Origin of the sequence: Natrinema versiforme JCM 10478 (assembly GCF_000337195.1) — an archaeon.
GTDB lineage: Archaea > Halobacteriota > Halobacteria > Halobacteriales > Natrialbaceae > Natrinema > Natrinema versiforme.
In genome coordinates, this window is sequence record NZ_AOID01000047.1 from 67,063 (window position 1) to 88,041 (window position 20,979).

General features: G+C 66.3%; 19 protein-coding genes. 8 read left to right on the forward strand and 11 right to left on the reverse strand.

What is annotated here, in order from left to right; all coding sequences use genetic code 11:
* Complete coding sequence (locus C489_RS14985) at positions 1 to 294, forward strand: DUF424 domain-containing protein (protein WP_006432157.1); 294 nt, start codon at positions 1 to 3, stop codon at positions 292 to 294.
* 59 nt (positions 295 to 353) lie between these two features.
* Here C489_RS14985 and C489_RS14990 read toward each other — a convergent pair whose 3' ends face one another.
* Together C489_RS14990 and C489_RS14995 are read right to left on the reverse strand one after the other, a co-directional pair.
* Positions 354 to 1,229 carry an ABC transporter permease subunit gene (locus C489_RS14990; protein WP_006432158.1) on the reverse strand — a complete coding sequence of 292 codons (876 nt, stop codon included), beginning with the start codon at positions 1,227 to 1,229 and terminating at the stop codon, positions 354 to 356.
* Positions 1,226 to 2,209, reverse strand: a complete 984-nt coding sequence (locus tag C489_RS14995) for an ABC transporter ATP-binding protein (protein ID WP_006432159.1) — start codon at positions 2,207 to 2,209, stop codon at positions 1,226 to 1,228. Before C489_RS14995 ends, C489_RS14990 begins: the two co-directional genes overlap by 4 nt.
* Before the next feature lie 102 nt (positions 2,210 to 2,311).
* On the opposite strand from C489_RS14995, the gene C489_RS15000 reads away from it, so the two are divergent.
* The 7 genes from C489_RS15000 to sufU all read left to right on the forward strand — a co-directional run bounded on the left by C489_RS15000 (position 2,312) and on the right by sufU (position 7,112).
* Positions 2,312 to 2,653 (forward strand): ArsR/SmtB family transcription factor, encoded by a 342-nt coding sequence (locus C489_RS15000; protein ID WP_006432160.1) that lies wholly within the window; start codon positions 2,312 to 2,314, stop codon positions 2,651 to 2,653.
* Between the two features lie 5 nt (positions 2,654 to 2,658).
* The gene (locus C489_RS15005; protein WP_006432162.1) at positions 2,659 to 2,982 is read left to right on the forward strand and encodes a DUF7521 family protein; all 324 of its coding nucleotides are present in this window, start codon (positions 2,659 to 2,661) and stop codon (positions 2,980 to 2,982) included.
* 7 nt (positions 2,983 to 2,989) lie between these two features.
* Positions 2,990 to 3,418 (forward strand): DUF7521 family protein, encoded by a 429-nt coding sequence (locus C489_RS15010; protein WP_006432163.1) that lies wholly within the window; start codon positions 2,990 to 2,992, stop codon positions 3,416 to 3,418.
* The gene (locus C489_RS15015; protein ID WP_006432164.1) at positions 3,415 to 4,275 is read left to right on the forward strand and encodes a sensor domain-containing protein; all 861 of its coding nucleotides are present in this window, start codon (positions 3,415 to 3,417) and stop codon (positions 4,273 to 4,275) included. The genes C489_RS15010 and C489_RS15015 overlap by 4 nt, the downstream gene beginning before the upstream one ends.
* A gap of 360 nt (positions 4,276 to 4,635) precedes the next feature.
* A complete protein-coding gene (locus C489_RS15020; RefSeq protein ID WP_006432165.1) occupies positions 4,636 to 5,883 on the forward strand; it encodes an aminotransferase class V-fold PLP-dependent enzyme in 1,248 nt (415 codons plus the stop codon).
* Between the two features lie 152 nt (positions 5,884 to 6,035).
* Positions 6,036 to 6,485, forward strand: a complete 450-nt coding sequence (locus tag C489_RS15025) for a response regulator (protein WP_006432166.1) — start codon at positions 6,036 to 6,038, stop codon at positions 6,483 to 6,485.
* Positions 6,486 to 6,689: 204 nt separating this feature from the next.
* Entirely contained in the window at positions 6,690 to 7,112 is a 423-nt protein-coding gene (gene sufU, locus C489_RS15030) for a Fe-S cluster assembly sulfur transfer protein SufU (RefSeq protein ID WP_006432167.1), read from the forward strand.
* 91 nt (positions 7,113 to 7,203) lie between these two features.
* On the opposite strand, the gene C489_RS15035 is transcribed toward sufU, so the two are convergent.
* The 9 genes from C489_RS15035 to C489_RS15075 form a co-directional block, all read right to left on the reverse strand.
* Positions 7,204 to 9,099, reverse strand: a complete 1,896-nt coding sequence (locus tag C489_RS15035; RefSeq protein WP_006432168.1) for an IucA/IucC family protein — start codon at positions 9,097 to 9,099, stop codon at positions 7,204 to 7,206.
* 3 nt (positions 9,100 to 9,102) lie between these two features.
* A complete protein-coding gene (locus C489_RS15040) occupies positions 9,103 to 10,644 on the reverse strand; it encodes a lysine N(6)-hydroxylase/L-ornithine N(5)-oxygenase family protein (protein WP_006432169.1) in 1,542 nt (513 codons plus the stop codon).
* A complete protein-coding gene (locus C489_RS15045) occupies positions 10,637 to 11,302 on the reverse strand; it encodes a GNAT family N-acetyltransferase (RefSeq protein ID WP_006432170.1) in 666 nt (221 codons plus the stop codon). Before C489_RS15045 ends, C489_RS15040 begins: the two co-directional genes overlap by 8 nt.
* Positions 11,299 to 13,212: an IucA/IucC family protein gene (locus tag C489_RS15050; RefSeq protein ID WP_006432171.1), complete on the reverse strand. Its 1,914-nt coding sequence runs from the start codon at positions 13,210 to 13,212 to the stop codon at positions 11,299 to 11,301. The genes C489_RS15045 and C489_RS15050 overlap by 4 nt, the downstream gene beginning before the upstream one ends.
* Entirely contained in the window at positions 13,209 to 14,798 is a 1,590-nt protein-coding gene (locus C489_RS15055; RefSeq protein ID WP_006432172.1) for a pyridoxal phosphate-dependent decarboxylase family protein, read from the reverse strand. Before C489_RS15055 ends, C489_RS15050 begins: the two co-directional genes overlap by 4 nt.
* Positions 14,795 to 16,168 (reverse strand): diaminobutyrate--2-oxoglutarate transaminase, encoded by a 1,374-nt coding sequence (locus tag C489_RS15060; protein WP_006432173.1) that lies wholly within the window; start codon positions 16,166 to 16,168, stop codon positions 14,795 to 14,797. Before C489_RS15060 ends, C489_RS15055 begins: the two co-directional genes overlap by 4 nt.
* Before the next feature lie 482 nt (positions 16,169 to 16,650).
* Positions 16,651 to 17,682, reverse strand: a complete 1,032-nt coding sequence (gene radA, locus C489_RS15065) for a DNA repair and recombination protein RadA (RefSeq protein ID WP_006432174.1) — start codon at positions 17,680 to 17,682, stop codon at positions 16,651 to 16,653.
* 200 nt (positions 17,683 to 17,882) lie between these two features.
* Complete coding sequence (locus tag C489_RS15070; protein ID WP_006432175.1) at positions 17,883 to 19,088, reverse strand: outer membrane protein assembly factor BamB family protein; 1,206 nt, start codon at positions 19,086 to 19,088, stop codon at positions 17,883 to 17,885.
* Between the two features lie 100 nt (positions 19,089 to 19,188).
* A complete protein-coding gene (locus C489_RS15075; RefSeq protein WP_006432176.1) occupies positions 19,189 to 20,814 on the reverse strand; it encodes a receiver/sensor box histidine kinase in 1,626 nt (541 codons plus the stop codon).
* Positions 20,815 to 20,979: the final 165 nt, after the last annotated feature.

Consider the following 20,979-nt stretch of genomic DNA (forward strand, 5'->3'; position numbering starts at 1 on the left):
ATGATCGTCAACGAACGCGAGACACAGGAAGGGCTGCTGGTCGCCGTCTGCGACGAGGACGTCCTCGGCGAGACCTTCGAGGAGGACGACCTCTCCCTGACCGTCACCGAGGAGTTCTACGGCGGCGAGACGGTCGACGAGAACGCGGTGGTCGAGAGCCTCGCCCGGGCAGCGGTCGCCAACATCGTCGGCACCCGTGCCGTCGAACTCGCCGTCGAGGAGGGGTTCGTCGACGAGGCGAACGTCCTCGAGGTGGGCCAGACGCTGCACGCGCAGTTGCTGCGGATGTCCTAAGGCGGCCCGACCGCGCCGCGAGTGCCGGCGATTGATTTTTCGCACTCGACTCGAGTGACCTACAAATCCGCTCGCTGGAACCGATAGTAGCCGATCGCGACGGGCACGACGAGCCAGAACAGCAGGACGACGACGCCAAACCAGTCCTGCAGGTAGAACGGCGCGTCGCCCGGATAGCGCTCGGCGGGGGTCAGCCCGTAGGCTTCCGTCGACTGCAGTCCGTACTGGAACTGGAAGGGGAAGATCGAGCCCTCGACGATGGTGTTGGCCAGATTGGTGTAGGCGAAGATCGGATTGAACTGGTCGAGAACGAGATACCACGTCTCGGGTTCGACCGGCGGTCCTTCGTCGTAGATGAGGTAGTACGGCCCGGCGGTGAGCAGTTCCCAGAGGGCGACGAACACCATGTACAGCCCGACGACGATGGCCATCGATTTTCCCCGCGTGGCGACACCGGCGGAGACGCCGACGGCGAGTCCGACGAACGTCGTTCCAAAGAGCACCGACACCGCGGCGAAGCCGAGCCAGTCGACGAACGGGACCGAGCCGAAGAAGACGGCCCCGAGGACGAGCGAGACGAGGAAGGCGAGGCCGACGGCGAGCCCGACGACGGCCGTGCGGCCGAGCAGCTTGCCGAAGACGATGTCGGTCCGGTTCGGCGGGAGCCCCAACAGGAGCTTGATGCTCCCCGAGCGCCGCTCCCCGACGACGGCCATGTAGCCGGCGATCAGCGCCGCGATTGGGATGATTACCTGCAGCGGCGTCCCGACGAAGCTGAGCGCCTCGGCCGCGGTCACATCGTCGACCGTGTACCAGATCGCGGTGTAGCCGATCACGACGAGGCCGACGAGCAGTCCGATCAGCGACCAGAGGAGCTTCGACCGGCCGGCGTCGTCGAACTCCTTGCGCGCGACGATCGGGATGTGCGAACTCATCGGGCCACCTCCGTTTCCGTCTCCGGCCCGCCGGCACCGATCCCCTCGGCATCGCCCGCCGCGTCGGCCTCGTCGCCGTTGGTCAGCGCGGTGAACAGCGACTCGAGGGAGACCTCTTCGATCCGCACGTCTTCGATCGTCGTCCCCGCGCCCGCGAGCGCGGTCACGACCTCGGCTTTCGCCGCCGGATCGGTGATCGTACACTCGAGCGTGCGCCCGGACGCGGTGACTTCGGTTACTCCCGGGACCGAGCCGGCGACCTCCCGTGCCTCGGCCGTCCCATCGGCGAGCGTCAGCGTCATCGTCGCGCCGCCGCCGATCTCCTCGCGGAGACCATCTATCGTGTCGACGGCGACGAGTCGCCCCTCGTTCAAGACGCCGACGCGGTCACAGACCGCCTCGACGTGCTCTAAGATGTGACTCGAGAAGAAGACGGTCGTGCCGCGTTCGGCCTCGCTGCGGACGAGGTCTTGCATCTCGCGGATGCCGTGGGGGTCGAGCCCGGTCGAGGGTTCGTCCATGATGAGCAGGTCAGGGTCGCCGACCAGCGCCATGCCGGTCGCGAGCCGCTGGCGCATCCCCTTGGAGTAGTCGCCGGCCGGGCGGTCGGCGTCGTCGGCCGAGAGCCCGACTCGGCGCAGGATCGCCTCGGGATCGTCGTCGGCGGCTTTCGTCTTGGCCGCGAACTCGATGTGGCGTCGCCCCGACAGCCGCGGGTAGATGTCAAACCCCTCCGGGAGCACGCCGACGCGAGGACTGATCGAATCCGATTCCGCCTGTGCGTCGTAGCCGAGCACCGTCGCCGACCCCGCCGTCGGACGGGTAAAATCCAGCAGCATGTTGATCGTCGTCGACTTCCCCGCTCCGTTCGGGCCGAGAAAGCCGAACACCTCGCCGTCGTCGACGGTGAGGTCGAGGTCGTCGACGGCCGTGAGGTCGCCGTACTCCTTCGTCAAGCCGGATATTTCAATCGCGGACATCTCGAGAACCCCTTCACCATCCCGCTGTATAATCCACGGGCCACGATTTCACCGCGGGAAATTGTGGGGTCTTTTATATCGTCCTGTCATACGAACGACGCAATGCCAGACGATGAGGACCGAGAAGTGCTCGCCTTGCTCGAAGACGAGTATGCGCGTCGCATCCTCATCGCCGCCAGCGAGGAACCGATGTCCGTCGACCGACTCACCGACCGCTGTAACGCGTCGCCGCCGACGATTTACCGGCGGATCGAGCGGCTCGCGGACCAAGGGTTCCTCGAGGAGTACCAAGAGCTCGATCCCGATGGACACCACTACAAGACCTACAGCACGCGACTCGAGCACGTGGCGATCGAGATCGCCGAGGGCTCGATGGAGATGGACGTGTACCGCCGCGACGAAGATCCGGCCGACCGGTTTACCCGGCTGTTCGAGGACCTGTGATCGCCATGTTCGGACCCCTACTGCAGACGGTCGAGAGCGAGGGTGGGTCGACGACGATCGCCGTCGCCGTCTTCCTCGGACAGGCGACCGCGTTCGTGATCGCCTGCTGGATCGCAAAGCGGTCCTACGACGGCTACCGGGACGCCCGCCGGCCTTCGTTGCTCTGGCTCGCGCTCGGCATCTCGCTGCTCGCCGCGGTGCCGACGGTCCTTCGGTTCCTGTTGCCGACGCTGCTCGGTGCGTCGTCGGTGACGACGACCGTTCTCGCGAGCAGCAGCGAGATCGCCGGCCTCGTGGCGATCCTCTATACGGTCTACGGCCGGCCATGACATCGAGGTGCGGCCCTCTGATATCGAGGTACGACCGGTCGACCACGGCGCGCCCAACGCGCTCGAGGTGGAGGAGATGAGTGCGAGTGTCGGCGGACTCGGCGGCGACCCAACTGCCGTCCTCGAGATGGCGATGTCGACGGTGCTCGGTCTCGACGAGACGACGACGATCTTCTTTGCGGGCCTGGCCAGTGCCGCGCTCGGCACCGTCGTGGCGTGGACGGCCTACCGTGGCTATACCCGCAACGATAGCCGGCCGATGCTGTTTCTGGCCGTCGGCGTCGCCTTCCTCACCGTCGTCCCGTTCGCGCTCTCCCATGCGTTCGACCAGGCGACCGACGCGACCGACGCGTCGGTGTTGCTCGTCGTCACCGTCTGTCATCTGCTCGGACTGCTCGCGATCGTCCGCTCGTTCAGGAGGCCTGATTCGACATGAAATCAACGCCTACGTCATCGTCACTCGACACCGTTGGAACCGTTTTCGACCGCCTTCGGGCGTGGAGCCGCTGGTTTTTCGGCGTCGTCGCCCGTAAGCAGACCTACGCCAACATCGCGTACCTGTTGCTGTCGTTCCCGCTCGGGATCGGCTACTTCACCGTCCTCGTGACCGGCGCGGCGATCCCGATCGGGCTCGGATTCGCGTTCATTGATATGGCCGTCTCGGAGCCGCTCGCGCTGCTTTTCGCCGGGATTCCGCTGTTGCTGGTCCTGCTGTGTATCGGCGGCCCGCTCGTCGCTATCGTCCTGTTGGCCTCGATCGAACTGACCGCCCTCGAGCGGGTCCTCGCCGATCGGTTGCTCGCGCTCGAGATTCCGCTGTCCGAGCCGGCCACGAGCATCCGCGAGCGGGTTCGCCGACTCGTCTTCGATCGGGGGACGTGGAAAGGCGTCGGGTACCTGTTCAGTAAATTCGTGCTCGGAATTGCCTCGTTCGTTCTGCTCGCCTTCGGGGCTGCGTTTACGTACGCATTGGTCGCCGCGCCGCTGCACTACCGGAACCAGTTGGTCGGTATCCACATCGGCGACCCGATCGAGTTCGTCCCGGAACTCACGTACCAACACGACGGCTGGATCATCGACATCGCCCCGGTCACGCTCTCGGTCGCCGACGGCGAACTGATCTCGCTGTACGTCGACTCGCTCGGCGCGGCACTGGCCGTCTCGGCGGTCGGCGTCCTCGTCGGTCTCGTCGTCCTCCACCTGTTCAACGCCGTCGCGTGGCTGTACGCGCGGTACACGGCACTCCTGCTTCGGAACACACAGCCCTCGCTCTTTACCGATCCGCCGACGTAACGCGTCGCAGTGACTCCCACGGGTTGCGGTCCGAGTCGAGTCACGGCCAGTAGTTACTTGCTGTCCGACTGGCGGATACCAAACTTGTTTGGAGATACCGGTTTCCCCGACGCTCTCCAAGTCCCTATTGCGGCAGGGCACCCACCAGGGTACCCCCACCACTCCCCCCCTGCCGTTGACCTCCCCATCCCCATCCTCCCCTCCCCACTCCACCCCTTCCGTTTTCGCGCTCGAGTAGCACCCGCTCCGTCGTCCGGCTCCGCTCGCGGAGGCAAGCGGAGCCGGTTCGACGCGATTCCGGAAAAATCGGCCACGTTCGGACCGAAGGAGTGTTTTGTGTGCGGTCCGTGGTACTCACCAATGAGTCAACAGAACCTCGAGTCGCTCGATGTCGGGGCGATCCGAGAGGAGTTCCCGATCCTCCAGCGGGAGTTCAACGGCGAGCAACTCGTCTATCTCGATAACGCGGCGACGACGCAGACGCCCGATTCGGTTGTCGATGCGATGAGCGACTATTACCGGGAGTTCAACGCCAACGTCCACCGCGGCATCCACCACCTGAGCCAGGAGGCTTCGGTCGCCTACGAGGAGGCCCACGACCGCGTCGCCGAGTTCATCGGCGCGAGCGGCGGCCGCGAGGAAGTCATCTTCACCAAGAACACGACCGAGGCGGAGAACCTGGTCGCCTACTCGTGGGGCCTGAACGAACTCGGCCCCGGCGACGAGATCGTCCTCACCGAGATGGAACACCACGCCTCGCTGGTCACGTGGCAACAGATCGGCAAGCGCACCGGTGCCGACGTGAAGTATATTCGGGTCACGGAAGACGGCCGCCTCGACATGGACCACGCCCGCGAGTGCATCACCGACGACACCGCGATGCTCTCGGCGGTCCACGTCTCGAACACCCTCGGCACCGTCAACCCGGTCTCCGAACTGGTCGACATCGCCCACGACCACGACGCGCTGGCCTTCATCGACGGCGCACAGGCCGTCCCCAACCGGCCCGTCGACGTCGAGGCCATCGACGCCGACTTCTATGCGTTCTCCGGGCACAAGATGTCCGGTCCCACCGGCATCGGCGCGCTCTACGGCAAGCGGGACCTGCTCGAGGAGATGCAGCCCTACCTCTACGGCGGCGGCATGATCCGCAAGGTCACCTTCGAGGACTCGACGTGGGACGACCTCCCCTGGAAATTCGAGCCCGGGACCCCTCAGATCGCCGAGGCCGTTGGCCTCGTCGCCGCGATCGACTGGCTCGAGGAGATCGGCATGGAGCGCATTCAGGCCCACGAGGAGGAGATCGCCCGCTACGCCTACGACCGGCTGACCGCGGAACCGGACGTCGAGGTCTACGGCCCCGAACCGGGGCCGGAACGCGGCGGACTCGTCGGGTTCAACCTCGAGAGTGTCCACGCCCACGACCTCGCCTCGATCATGAACGACCACGCGGTCGCGATCCGCGCTGGCGACCACTGTACCCAGCCGCTCCACGACAAGCTGGGCGTCGCCGCGTCGGCTCGAGCGTCTTTCTACGTCTACAACACGAAAGAAGAAGTCGACAAGTTGGTCGACGCCATCGACGACGCGCGTCAGCTGTTCGCGTAAGCGAACACTGACTGCGAGGAGCTGTCGATGATGTCTTCGCGACCGAAGTGAGCACCCCTCTTTTGGAAACACGCTCTCACAGCATCGAGAAAACGGACTGTTCACTGGAGATTACATCGGCGTTTTACCTCCGGATACGATAACTGGTGCAGATGACTACGGAAGACGAACAGGTGGACGAACCGATCGATATCCTCTTGGTCGAACCGAACCCCGGCGACAGTCGGCTCTTCGAAGAGAAGTTCACGGACGCGAAACTCCTGAACACCATCCACACCGTCTCCGACGGGCAGTCCGCGCTGGATTTCGTCCGCCAGCGAAACGAGTATACGGACGAACCGCGCCCGGACATCATCCTCCTCGAGCCACAGCTCCCCGGGAAGAGCGGGATCGACGTCCTCTCGGAACTGAAAAACGAGCCGACGCTCGACGGGATCCCAGTGGTCGTGCTCACGAGTTCGGACGCCGGCGAGAAGATCGTTCAGTCCCACGGCCTCGAGGCGGACACCTACATTCAGAAGCCGGTCGAACCCGAGGACTTCGTCGAGTTCGTGCAGTCGATCGAGGACTTCTGGTTCGCGATCGTGCAGAAGCCGGCGTAGTACCCTGTCGACTCGTCTTCCGTACCTGCTCGGACGAACCGACAACCTCCTGCCACGCTCGATGAATCCGAGTCCAGTGACCGCTAACCGGACCGTCGGAGTCCGGACATCGCGGGCGGATACTGACGCCGCAGAAGGTGACGTGACCGCCCGTGTCGCCCCCCGGAACCCTTTTACAATTCACTCACCTATCCGTTTCCAACGATGGGACTGGGCTCCGATATGTACCGACAGCAGATCCTCGACCACTACAAGAACCCCCGTAACTACGGGGAACTCGAGGATCCCACCTTCACCCACATCGGCGAAAACCCGATGTGCGGCGACGAGATTCGCATGGACGTCGTCCTTGACGACGACGAGGAGACGATCGAGCGGGTCGCGTTCAAAGGCGACGGCTGTGCGATCAGTCAGGCCTCCGCCAGCATGCTCTCGGGGAAACTCGCCGGCAAGACCCTCGAGGAACTCCACGAGATGGATCGCGACGACGTGATCGACATGCTCGGCGTCGACATCTCGCCGATGCGAGTCAAGTGTGCGGTGCTGGCCGAGAAGGTCGCACAGGACGGCGCGGAGATCTACCAGGGCGACCTCGACGTGGACAAGACGACGACCGAAGACGACTGACGCCGCTCGTCTCCGGCGGCAACCAAAATCGAGAGCCGCGTTCTCTTTTCCCGATCGTCGCTGCCGATCTCGAAGCGCGTTGCTGGTGCCGTTACCGCTCAGGACGGACCTCGTACAGCGGGTTCGGAACGGTGCCGTGCTCGACCGCGTGGGGGCGCTTGGGGCGGTCGCCGTAGCCGATGTCGACGATCCGGTTGCGGTTCAGGGTCAGCTTCGGGACCGTCGGCTCGAGCAGGTCGAACAGTTCGAACCGGTCCTCGAGTTCGGGGAACTGCGCGTGGTAGTCCTTGACGGCGTCCCGGACCTGCTCCCAGAAGCGCTCTTCGGGGTAGTCGTGATGGCGGGCCAGCAGGTCCGCGAGGTACCGATAGACGCCGACGAACAGGCCGTAGACGACGAACAGGCGCAGTTCCTCCGGCGGCACGGACAGCAACACGTCCTCGAGATCCTCCGGAAGCCCCTGTAGTTCCTCGAGGGGCGCTTCGGCCACGTTGACGTCGTCGACGAAGTCCTTGACGGCGAGCCGCGACGGCCGGTCGTCCTCGAGAACGAGGATCGTGTTCTCGCCGTGGGGCGAGAAGGCGGTTCCGTACCGATAGAGGTAGTGCAACAGCGGCGGGAGCATCGTGGCGAACAGTTCGTCGAGCCACTCGGAGAGCTCGAGGTCGGAGCGCTCAACCAGCTTCGAGATCACGGGTTCGCCGTCCTCGACGTGCAGTAGCGCGGAGAGGGTCATCGCGCGCTCGCCCTCGTCGATCAGGTCCGTGACGCTCTCGCGCCAGACACACCCCAGCAGCTCGTTGTACTGATAGGCCGGGGCCTCGAGCGCGTCGAACGTCGGGTGATCGAAGTTCACGCCAGCGATCTCGCCGGGGAGGACGACCTCGCACTCCTCGCGCAGGAACGGATCCGAGTCCCGCACGTCCTTGACGTACTCCGTGACCAGCGGCGCGGCTTCGGTCCGCTCGCCGGGCAGCCCCCGCCAGACGAGCGTGTTGATGATCTGCATCGGGAGCTTGACGTTGTGCTTCGCCGGCTCGTCGGCGTTGACGAGCGTTCGGACCGACTGCATGGGCAGGTAGTCGTCCGGCCCTTCGCCCAGCGGGACGATGTCGTCCGTCGCGAGCTCTCTGCCGAACAGCGGCACGATGGCGTTCTCCCACTGCCAGTCGTGGACCGGCAAGAAGAGATACTCGTCGGGGTCAAGGTCGCGGCCCTCGAGTTCCGCGCGGAACCGGTCGTACCGGTTCCCGAGTTCCGACTCGAGCAGCGCCTCGTGATCGAGCCCCTCGACGCTGACGAACTCGGCGGCCTCGCGCGAGACGGCACACCACGAGAGCCGGATCGACTCGCCGCGCTCGGGCGCGTAGTCGCGGTAGTCGTCGTACCCCCAGCCGACCCGGCCCTTGTTGAACGTGAGCCACGGGTGACCGGTCATCTCGCCCTCGATCTCGGGGTAGGACATGTCGAGGACCGATTTACCGTCGTCGGTTGAGCTGCCATCCCCGCCGTTGTCGGCGTTCTCGGCGTCGATGTGGGCGTCCGCGAGCAGCGTGTTCGTGTACTCGCGGACGAGGTGACTGGCCGTGATCGAGTCCATGTCGATCGTCGGCTCGAGGTCGACGACGAACTGCAGCGGATCGTCGGCGGGTTCGAACCCGTCGCCCGCGTCACGTTCGATCGAGTCGACGCGAACGCTGAGGCTGTCCCAGAACCGCTCGACGGCCTCGAAGCGATAGCGCGTTCCCTCGAGGTCGACTTCGTAAGTGCTCCACTCCGTCGAGTAGGCAGCCGGGTCGTTCGAGTCGTCCGCGATCCGTTCCGGCTCGAGGATGTCCTCGTAGGTAAACTCCCGGAGGATCTTGGCGAGCAGTTCCCGCCCGGCGTCGGCCCAGCGGTCCGCGGTCAGCACGTCGTCTAGCGTGTCGATTCCGTCGAGTCCGTACTCGGTCTCGTCTTGGTCGATAGTGTGTGGTGTGTTCTGCATGAATTACTCCGTATCGAGCGGTCGCGGTCGCGCCTCGTCCGTGCGAACCGGCGCGTGGTCGGCGAACTGTTCGACGTCGAAATCCTGGAAGACGGTGTCGCGGTCGATCGGATACACCTCGCGGCCGGCGAGCCGATCGATAATCACCGCGTTTCGGTGACAGCCGAGTCCGAGGTCCGGCGTGCCGACGCCGTGGGTGTGCATCTCGGCGTTCTGGACGAACACGCGGCCGCCGCCGTCCGGGCCGCCGAACTCGCCCTCGAGGCGGTAGTCCTCGGTCACGCGGACCCGGCCCCGGTCGTCGAACGCGATCCGGTCGGCGATCGGCTCGAGGAAGGTCGGCGTCGGTCGCTGGTAGCCCGTGCCGAAGATCACGGCGTCGGTCTCGAGGGCGAACTGCTGTTCTTGCTGTCGTTGCTTGCACTCGAGCCAGTAGCTGCCCTCGATTCGCTCGAGGTCGCGGACCGCGGTCGTCGCGAGCATGCCGAAGTCGGGGTCGCGGTCGCCGATCGACCGCTCGTAGAGGGTGTCGTAGATCCGCTCGCTGGTCTCGGGGTCGATCCCCTTGTACAGCAGGTCCTGCTCGGCCAGCAGGTCGTCCTTGCGCGACTGGGGCAGATCATAGAAGTACGCCGTGTACTCGGGCGTGAAGTGCTGGAGCCCGAGCTTCGAGTACTCCATCGGGAAGAAGCCGTCCGAACGGGTGAGCCAGTCGAGCCGGTAGTCGCGGGCGGACTGGCGCTCGAGCAGGTCGAGGACGACCTCGGCGGCGCTCTGCCCGGAGCCGACGACGGTGATCGAGTCGGCCGCGAGGACGTCCGCGCGGCGCTCGAGGTAGTCGGCGGTATGGAACACGCGATCGTCTCCCGGCACGTCGGCGTCGGTGTACTCGCGGGCGAACTCGGGTACGGCGGGCCGGGAGCCGACGCCCATCACGAGGTCATCGGCGCGGTAGCGATAGCGCTGGCCCGTTTCGGGGGCGACGGCCTCGACGATGAACATTCCGTCGTCGTCCGTTCCGTCGCTTTCCGTCCCGTCGGACTCGTCACGTCCGCCGCTCGCGCCCGCCTCGACGTACTCGACGTGCGTCACCTCCCGTCCGAACTGGGTCGTCGGCACGGTCTCGGCCACCCAGCGCAGGTACTCGTCGTACTCCCGGCGCGGGAGCTGGAACGTCTCGTAGAAGTAGAACTCGTAGATCCGATCGCGCTCGCGGACGTAGTTGAGGAAGCTGTAGGGGTTCGTGGGATCGGCCATCGTCACCAGATCCGCGATGAACGGCACCTCGAGCGTGACGCCCTCGATTAGCATCCCCTTATGCCACGCGAACTCAGGGTCGCGCTCTAAGAAGATCGCGTCGAGGTCGAGAGCCGGGTCCGCGCCGTCGAGCAGCGCCGCGAGGCCGAGGTTGAACGGGCCGAGGCCGACGCCGAGCACGTCGTAGCGGCCGCGGTCGATGACGGTGTCGGAGTCGTCTCGGTCGACGGCGTCCCCGTCGTCTCGATCGCCGTCGACGACGGCGATCGATTTGCCCTGCTCAGTCATTGCCGCTCACCTCGGCGGGGTCCGTCGCTTCGCCGTCGGCGGTCGGTGGCCAGATCTCGCGTTCGAATCGTTCGCGCGAGCAGACGATCAGATTCGCCGTCTTCGACTCCTCGGGGAACGCGAACTCGCCGCGGGACTCGAAGCCACAGCGCTCCGCGGTCGCGAGGACCGCGTCGTTGCGAGCGTCGGGTTCGCCGACGACCCGATCGGTCTCGGGGTGGCCGAACTGGAAGGCCACCATTGCGCGGAGGAGGGCCACCGCGTACCCCTCGCCGACGTACTCCGGCGGACCGAACAGGAGATGAACCCCTTGATCGGCCGGCTCGGCGTCGTAGTACGCCGCCAGCTCGTCCTCTACGGCCCAGTAGCGCTCCCAGTAGCTCACCGGGACGTGATCCAGACAGCCGATATACAGCGTCTGGTGGTCGTCCGTGAGTTTCTCGCGGAACGTTTCGCGGAACGCGGGTAACGGCTCGTCGAGATCCCACGAGGGCTTGACGTGATCCGAGCCGAGCCACGCGTGCAGCCGGCCGAGATCACGCTCGAGCGAGACCGGCCGGAAGCCGATGTGGCGGTCGATCGTCTCGTCGTAGTACTCGAAGTCGTATTCCGAGACGACCGTGGCGTGCGGGCCGCGGGACGGCTCTCGCGCCGTCATCGACTCACCTCCGTCCCGGCGTCGTCGGCCGCGGCCGAACCGTGTGACTCCGCCGCTTCCGGCGTCTCTGCGTCGACGAGCGGGTTCCGTACGTCGGCGTAGACCGACTGCTCGTCGAGCGAGGGCGCGTCGAGTTCGTCTAACCCCCGGAAGCGAGTCAGCAGGTTCGCCTTGCACGGCACGGTCGCCGACTCAAGCAGCGGGTCCAGAATCGACGTGCCGGGCCGGTCGAACTCCCGGAGCGACTCGAGTTCCGCCCGGAGGACGGCGAGCAGCCGGTGTTCGTCGACTAGTCCCGCGGTCCCGAAGGCGTTGATCACACCGAACGCGTTGTTGAGGATGATGTAGTACCGAATCCGCTCGTCGGCGACCGTGTCGGGACAGACGCTGCCGGCCCGCTCGCCGACGCCGGGCAGCAGGGACTCGAGTCGCTCGTACGCGCTTTCGGGGAAGTAGTAGCCCTGATTGTCCCGGTAGCGGAACTCGTCGGGGTAGCCCGCCTCGTCCAGCGTGAGCATGCTGTTTTGCTGGTGGGCCTCGAGGCCGATCCCCCGCTCGAGGTAGAGCCATAGCAGCGGCCGCACCGAGATCGACAGATAGCGCCGGAACCACTCCTCGCTGACCGCGGCGGCGTCGCGACCCTCGCGGTCGGCGATGGCGCGGACGACGCGGCCGAGCCGTGAGTCGCTGTCGCCGATCCCGTCCTGACAGAGCGCGACGACCGGCGTCGCCCGCCGGGCGTCCGCACCGCGGAAGGGGTTCTCCCGGAGGACGATCTCGAAGCCGGATTCGTCGCCCTCGAGGCCCAGCGCGTCCGGATCGATCGTCAGGTAGGCCGGGTCTCGGACCACGTCGAATCCGGGGTATCGCTCGCGCAGGTCGTCGCCGAGGTCGGTCGCCAGCAGGTCCGAGATCGCGACCCCGCGCTCGAGTTCCGGGCGCTTGTTCGTCCGCAACGAGTTGGTGATCTCGACGGCGAGCGAGCCCTTGACCATGAACGGCGAGTCTGGCGCGTACAGCGTCCGCACGGACGTCGTCGGGTAGAACTCCCGGCCAAGTTCCCCCAGCGACTCGAGTTCGCCCGCGGCGACCAGTTCCTGCACTGCGTCGCGCTCGAATAGCCGCTCGGCCTGCCACGGATGCACGGGCAGAATAACGTCGTCCTCAGCGAGGTATCCGTCGAGGACGGACTCGGCGACGGCCGGATCCTCTCGCAGCGCCTTGCGGACCCATTCTGCCGCGGAGTCCTCGCGGGCGGACTCGCTCTCGACGATTTCGGGAGCCGCGCGGACGTAGTGCAGCGGGAACGAGCCCTCGAGTTCCGGCGCGTAGCGCTCGGCGTCGCGCTCCATCCCCCGACGACTCTTCGGCGTCGGATGCCGGAGGTGGCCGAAGACGAGCGACTGCTCGGCCTCGCGGAACGTGAAGTCGGTGCCGTACAGAGCGTCTTCGTCCCCCGAACGGGCGTCGACGTACCGCTCGATGCTCCGACAGGATCGCACCACTCGCTCGAGGAGATCGTCGCGGCTCCCGTCCGCGCCGCGTTCGATCTCGAGTTCCTTCGTCGCGAGCGCCGCGAGCGTGGCGTAGTCGAGTTCGACCGGCTCGCCGCTACCACCGGCCCGATAGGACGCGGGAAGCTCGAACAGATGGCGGCCAGTCGGGGAGCGGTACGCGACGGGAACGAATAGCTCGATCCCCTGATTCGGCAGCGGGCACCGCAGGACGAGCCCGCTCGCCGGTTGGCAGTCGATCGGAACGTCCACGGCGGCGACGAACTCGCCGGTCCCGGTCTCGTGGCAGTAGCAGTTCAGGAAGCTATGCACCGTCGCCTCGCGGGCGACTCGCGTCGCGTCGACATCGCGCTCGTCGGTCGCCGTCGTCGGTGTGGGTGAATGTGGTTGTGTCATGCGGAATCGATCACCTCGCGTTCGAGGGCCTCGCCGCGGTCGACGATCGAATCGAGGGCCTCGCGGAGGTTGGAAACGGTCGTCTTCGGGTTCAGAAGGGTGAACTTCAGCGCGGCGGTACCGTCGACTTCGGTGCGAGCGAGGACGACCTCGCCGTCGGCCAACAGCTCGTCGCGAATCGCGCGGTTCACGCGGTCGACGGGCGGGGTGGCAGGTTCGTCTCCTGCGTCCCGCCCGCCGGCCTCGCTCGCTCGAGTCAGCCGGTCCGAGCGGTACCGGAAGACCACCGCGCTCAGCTCGGGCTCACAGCACAGTTCCAGCGCCGGCTCGGCTCGAATCTCGTCGGCGACCGCGTCGGCCAGTTCGCAGACGTACTCGACGCAGTCGGCCACGCCGGCCCGGCCCAGCGCGTTGAACGTCACGAACGGCTTCAGCGCGTCGAATCGGCGCGTCGTCTGCGTCGATTTCGAGACGAGGTTCGGCACCCCTGCCGCGTCGTCGCGCTCGGGGTTGAGGTAGGCCGCGTTGCGCTCGAGGAACCGATACTTGTCGCCGTCGCGCAACAGAAACGCGCCGCAGCTGATCGGCTGGTAGAACAGCTTGTGGAAGTCGACGGCGATCGAGTCGGCGCAGTCGATGCCCGTGAGTTTCGATCGGAGGCGGTCGCTGATCGCACACGCACCGCCATAGGCGGCGTCGACGTGGAACCACAGGCCCTGATCGGCGGCCCGATCGGCGAGCGCGCGAAGCGGGTCGATACTGCCGAAGTCGGTCGTCCCGGCGGTGCCGATGAGCGCGAACGGGTGCCGGCCGTCGGCCTCGAGGCGCTCGAGCGTCTCGTCCAGCGCCACGAGATCGATACGGCGGTCGCTGTCGGTCGGTACCGTGACGACCGCGTCCTCGCCGAGCCCGAGGTGGTGGGCGGCCTGCTCGGCCGTGAAGTGGGCGGCGTCCGAACAGAGCACGCGAAGGTCCGAGGCCTCGGGCGGCAGTCCGTCGGTCTGGACGGTCCGGTCGAATTCCGTCTCGCAGTACCAGTCGCGGGCCAGCAAGAGCCCGAGGAAGTTCGACGCCGTGCCCCCGCCCGTGAAGACGCCGTCCGCGCCGGCCGGATACCCGAACAGCGCACAGCAGGCGTCGACGACGCGCTCCTCGAGGACCGAGGCCGCAGGGGCCTGATCGAACGAGTCCATCGACTGGTTCGTCCCCGAAAGCAGCAGTTCCGCGGCCAGCGCTGGGATCGCTGGCGGGCAGTGGAGATGAGCGATGCAGCCGGGGTCGTGGACCCGAACTGAATCCCCAAGCACCTCGTCGGCGACCGTCTCGAGGACGCTCTCGAGCGAGTCGCCCTCGTCCGGGAAGACCGCGAGGTCGTCGATGCGCTCGCGCAGCGTCTCGTGGTCGGTCCCCTCGTAGGGGTCCGTCGCGGTTGCGAACGACTCGACGAGATGCTCGCGCGCCCGGTCGATCGCGTCCTCGTAGGCGGCGTTGCCCGCTTCGTCGCCGAGGAACGCGCTCGCGGCGTCCGGCGGCGTCGGTTCGTCAGGGTCCGAACGGACCCGGCCTGCAAACTCGTTACCCGTCATGCGGGTGCCTCCGCCCGGCGTTGCCCGCCCTCGACGGCCGCGCGAACGCTCTCGTGAACGATCTCGCCGACCTCGTCGATCCGCGACGCCGAGATCGTCAGCGGCGGGAGGAACCGAACGACGCTCCCGCGGCGGCCCCCCGTCTCGATCACGAGCCCGCGATCGAACGCTGCCGACTGGACGGCCGACGCGAGATCGCCGTCGGCGGGGAAGTGACCCAGCGAGTCCGGATCCCCGGCGGGATCGACGACCTCCATTCCGAGCAACAATCCGCGCCCGCGAACGTCGCCGACCGCCTCGAACGTCGCGGCCGTCTCCTCGAGGTGAGCCCGGAGCCGGTCGCCCATTGCCGCCGCGTGCTCGTCGAGGTCGTGCTCGAGGACGTGTTCGATCGTCGCGGTACCGGCGGCCATCCCGAGCTGGTTGCCCCGGAACGTCCCGGCGTGTGCGCCGGGTTCCCAGACGTCGAGTGACTCGTCGTAGACGACGACCGATAGCGGGAGCCCGCCGCCGATCGCCTTCGAGAGCGTCAGCACGTCCGGGACGATATCGGCGTGCTCGAACCCGTACAGCTCGCCGGTACGGCCGAGCCCGGTCTGGATCTCGTCGACGATCAGCGGCACGTCCCGCTCGCGGGTCACCCGGCGCATCTCCCGGAGCCACTCGGCGGGTGCCGGGATCGCACCGCCCTCGCCTTGGACCGGCTCGAGGACCATCCCCGCGGGATCGACGATTCCACCGTCGGGATTCGACAGCGTGCGGTCGACGTACTCCGCGCTCGTCCGCCAGCAGTCCTCGCCCCCGAGCCCGAACGGACAGCGGTACTCGTAGGGGTAAGGCAGGTGGTGGACGTCCGGCATTAGTCCCGGAACCGGCTCCTTCGCTGCCGTATCGCCCATCAGGCTGAGCGCGCCAGTGGTCATCCCGTGGTAGCCGCCCTGAAACGCCAGCATCGACCGGTTTCCCGTCGCCGTCTTGACGAGTTTCAGCGCAGCCTCGACGGCGTCGGTGCCGGCCGGGCTACAGAACTGTACTTTCGCCGTCTCGGCGAACTCGTCGGGCAGACTCTCGAGCAGCCGGTCGACGAACCGTTCCTTGATCGGGGTCGTTAGATCGAGCGTGTGGACGGCCCGTTCGCGTTCGAGTAGGGCTTCCATTCGCTCGACGACCGCGGGGTGGTTGTGGCCGAGCGCGAGCGTTCCCGCGCCCGCCAGGCAGTCGATATACTCGTTTCCGTCGACGTCCTCGAGGATCGCTCCCTCGGCGCGCTCGATCGCGAGCGGTAGCGAGCGCGGATAGGTCCGTGCGTTCGACTCCCGCCGCGCCTGCTGTGCGAGGAGTCCCTCGGCCGACGACCCGCCATCGGTCACGGCAACTCACCACCGTCGGATGCCTGATCAGCGGTTCGGTCTAATGGTAATTGTCTCTGCGGCATGCGATCTTTAGGCCAACCTAAAACAATAAAAGCGTATCGGATTTTAGGCTAACCTAAAATTTATGCCCGGAGCACTGAGCGGGCCGAATGCGGCGCGTAGCGACACGGTGTGGCGGTCGCGATCGCGATCGATGGACGCCTCGATCACCGGCTGATCGCGTACTGATGGCTCAGTGTCAACTCCGATATCGGGACGAACAGGCGACGATACGCGGAAACTGACCGGAACGGAGACCAGAGACAAATATGTTTAGGTTGATAGGATGGGCTCTACACGGGAGATTCGTTTAACTAGGTCGCAACGCGAGTGGCGTCGAACCGCGGCGATCTGTAACTACAGGTATACCTTTCGCTCGAGGGGATTGCCTTCTCGAGCAGAACAAACGAAATCAGGAATCCGCCGCGACCGGTCGCGCTCTATTCGGGCTTCAGGCCTTCGTCCTGAACCCGCATGACTGCCTCCCCGTCGGCGAGGTTCGGCGCGTCGACCAGTTTGACGATCCGCTTGTCGCCCTTGGACTTGCGCAGATACATCCGGAACGTGGACTTGTGGCCGAGGATGTTGCCACCGATCGGCTGGGTCGGGTCGCCGAAGTAGGAGTCGGGGTTCGAGGCGACCTGATTGGTGACGATGACGGCGGCGTTGTAGAGGTTGCCGACCTTGTCTAAGTCGTGGAGGTGCTTGTTGAGCTTCTGCTGTCGGTCCGCGAGTTCGCCGCGGCCGACGTACTCCGCGCGGAAGTGGGCGGTCAGCGAGTCCACACAGAGGAGTCGAACGGGGTACTCCGAATCCTCGTGTTCGCCCGCGAGTTCCTTCGCCTTCTCGGCGAGCAGCATCTGATGGTTGGAGTTGAACGCCTTCGCGACATGGATCTTCTCGAGGACGTCCTCGACGAGCGCGTCGACTGCCTCCTCGTCGTCGGCCGAGCCCTCGATCTCGCGGTCCTCGAGGGTCGCGTCAATCGCGTCGTCGGGCAGGCCACGGACCATGTCGTCGACCCGCTCGGGGCGGAAGGTATCCTCGGTGTCCACGAAGATGGCGCTGCCGTGGAGGCCGCCGACCTCCTGTGGGAGCTGGACGTTAACGGCCATCTGGTGGGTGACCTGGGACTTGCCGGCACCGAACTCGCCGTAGACTTCGGTGATCGACTGGGTCTCGATCCCGCCGCCGAGCAGGTCGTCGATCTCGTCGATGTGCCAGCTCAGTTTGCCGATTTCGTTCCGTCGCTCGAGTACTGTCGAGCCGGTTTCGAAGCCGCCGATGTCGGCGGCATCGCGGGCGGCGCGAACGATGTCTGCGGCCGTGGAATCGCCGACATCGGCCGTGTTCGACAGTTCCGACGGGGCGGCGACGGCGAGGCTCTGATAGGAGTCAAACCCTGCATCGTGGAGTTTGTCTGCGGTCGCCGGTCCGACGCCGGGGAGTTCCTCGAGATCTGATTCGGGCATACTCCCTGCTTGTGCCGGACCCCCCATAAACCCTCGTTAACAGGGTAGTGAAAGTGAAAGTGCCGGCAGGCAGCGGGGGAAACCGAGACGGCAGCAGTGGGTTTAGAAGGAAAGGCGCGCGTCGGCGACGCGTCTCGGAGCCGATCGCTCAGTACGGCACGGTGTGGCGGCTTCGTGTCGGACTGCGAATCACTGGCGGCTCAGTGGAGTTGCTCGTCGGCGTCCCACTCGAGGCAGTAGAGGCGCTCGTCGTCGCTGCCGACGTAGAGCCGTTCCGGGGCGATCGCTGGCGTTCCCCTGATGGCGTCGGCGGCGGCGAAGTGCCAGTAGGGGTCGGGATCGGTGACGTCGATGCCGTAGAGCGACCCGCTCGCGTCCCCGACACAGAGCACGTCGCCCGCGACGACGGGACAGGAACTGGCCGCGCCGTCGAGTTCGATCCCTTTGCGCGAGAACAGCCAGCCGCGCAGTTTGCGCCGACCGACGGTCGTATCGGTGACGTGGAGGTAGCCGTCCGCGGCCCCGATAAAGGTGGTCTCCGCGGCCGGGAGCACGGTCGCGGAGGTGGTAAAGCCGTCGCGGATCTCGTAGGTGAACCACGTCTGGCCAGTGGCGGCATCCAGCGCGACCATCGTCCCCTCGTCGTCACCGACGTAGACCCGCCCGTCGGCGATCGTCGGCCCGGCCGCGACCGTGCCGCCGACCGGTGCCGTCCAGACTTCTTCGCCGGTTGTTGCCTCGAGCGACACCACCGCCCCGTCCGCGGTCCCGATGAAGACTCGCTCCTCCGTCGCCGCCCACCGACGATCCGGCTCCTGGTCGCGCTCGGCCGCGAGCAGGCCGGAATCCATCGACTCGAGGACGTCTTCGTCCGCTCCCTCCAGTGCCGACCGGCGCTGTTCTCCCTCCCGCCCGTCGGCGATCGCGGGCGAACCGATGACGGCAGACTCGGTCTCGTGGGTCCACAGTTCGGTCCCCGTCTCGGCCTCGAGCGCGGAGAGACCGCCCCCGTGGCCGGCGTAGAGCCGACTCTCCGAGAGCGCGAGCGGGGACTCGAGCGCCCCCGGAAGCTCCGCCCGCCACTCCGTCTCGCCGGTACTGACATCGAGCGCGCGGACGGTGCCGTCCGCCGTCGCACAATACAGCCGATCGCGGCCGACGACCGGTGCTGTGTCGGTCCCACTTTGCGTCTCGAACACCCACCGACGGCGACCGGTCTCCCGCTCGAGCGCGTAGCAGTTTCCGCGGCTCGTTCCGACGTAGACGGTGTCGCGGTCGAGGACCGGCGAGCCGACCGGGCCGACGAGGTCGGCTGTCCACGCTTCCTCGAGCCGAGCGGGTCCCTCGATGTCGCGCCGGAGCCCCGAGTTTCGCGAATCGCCCTTGTACTGGTTCCACTCCGTCACTGGCCGGGAGTACCGACCGAACCGGTATAATGGATGTGGAACGGCGACCGGGCCGACGATCGGACGGTGGCCGATCGAGTCGGGAGTCGAACCGAAGACGTCAGGCGGCGCGCACAGGGGAGTCGGCCTCCTCGACGCCGGCGAACTCGAAGCGGGCACCGCCCTCGGGGCTTTCGCCGACCGAGACGTCCCACCCGTGGGCGTCGGCGATGCTTCGGACGATGTTGAGTCCGAACCCGGTCCCGTCGTCGTTCGTCGTGTACCCCATCTCGAACACCGTCTGCCGTTCCTCCGGTGGGATTCCGGGTCCATCGTCCTCGACGACGAATCCCACGCTCGTTCGGCGAACGGTAACAGTCGCGTCCGGGCCCGCGTGTTCGATACTGTTGCGAAACAGGTTCTCGAGCAGTTGTCGCAGCCGTTTTTGGTCGCAGGATATCGTCCCGAGATCGCCGTCGATCCGAAGTCTCGCCTCGGACGCTTCGATCGTCGACCACGCCCTGTCGACGGTGGGCTGAAGCGGCACGGAGCGGCATTCGTCGACCGTCTTCCCCTGTCGCGAGAGCGTTAGCAGGTCCTGAATGAGGTCTTCCATGCGGTCTAACGCCTCCGCGGCCTGGGACAGGTTCTCGTCCACTCTCTCCCCATTCCCGTTCCCATCACCGTCTCGCTGTTCGCGCGCGAGCTCGAGATGTCCCGTCGCAACGTTCAGCGGGTTTCGGAGGTCATGGGAGACGACGCCGGCGAACGCGTCCAACCGCTCGTTCTGTCTGGCGAGTTCGCGCTCGTGGTCTGCCAGCCGCCGTCTGGCTTCGATCGACGCGACGGCGTGGCCGATCGTCTCGCCGAGTTCCGTCAGCACCTCCTGTTCGTGTTCGTCGAAGACGTTCTGACGGTCCGCATAGATACTGAAAAAGCCGTAGACGGTCTCGCCGTGGACGATCGGGACGACCGCCAGCGACTGCACGCCGCGGCTCTCGAGTAAGTCCCACCACGGCTCCATCGTCGGGTCCGCGAACACGTCGGGGACACACTGTATCTCCCCCGTCTTGATGGCGCGACCGCCGGCACCGCCGCCGGTCGGGCTGTCGTCGATGGTGACAGTGATCGACTCGACGTATTCGTCGTCCAAGCCGGCCCATGCGGCGGGGCGAACGCGCTCTGTGCCGTCTTCGTACCGTCCGATCCAGACGCCCTCGTAGGGCTCGGACTCGCTCAACCGGTCACAGACGGCCTGCTCGAGGTCGGCCCGATCGGTCTTGTTCACTACCTCTTGGGTCGCGATTCGGATCGTGTCGTTGATGCGATTCAGCCGCTTGATGGACTGCTGTCGCTCCAGTCCCCGAACGTCGTAGACGCCGACCAGCAGGCCGGCGAGGGCACCGAACGTCGCGACGTTGAGCATCGGGACGAACGGATTGACCAGCGGGATCCCGATAATGACGGCCGACCCGAGCAGCCATGTGCCCAGCGTCGAGACCGCCAGCACGCCGGCACCCGCCCACGCCAGCAGCCGGCCGACGAACTGATTCGGGACCAGTCGGTCTCGAGCGAGCAACGCGCCAGCGATCGCCACGACTATCGAGAGGAGAATCGGGGCACCGTCGATGAGCACCCGCACGGGCGTCGTCTCGAACCTGACGACGTTGACGAGATGAAGGGTGGTGAGGAGGCCGCCGATCACGGTGATCAGCCGGCCGACGAACCGATTGGAAGTGACCGTCATCGAAGTCCTCGGATGTTAATCGGATATATAGAGCCGCGAATATAGGCTCTCTGGCTTGCTGTGAAATAAACGACCAGTCGGCTCGACACTTTCTGTGATGGACCCGGATGACGCTGTCCGAGTCCGGGACTGGTCGGAAATGAGAGGGCGGCAGGAAACGGGAGC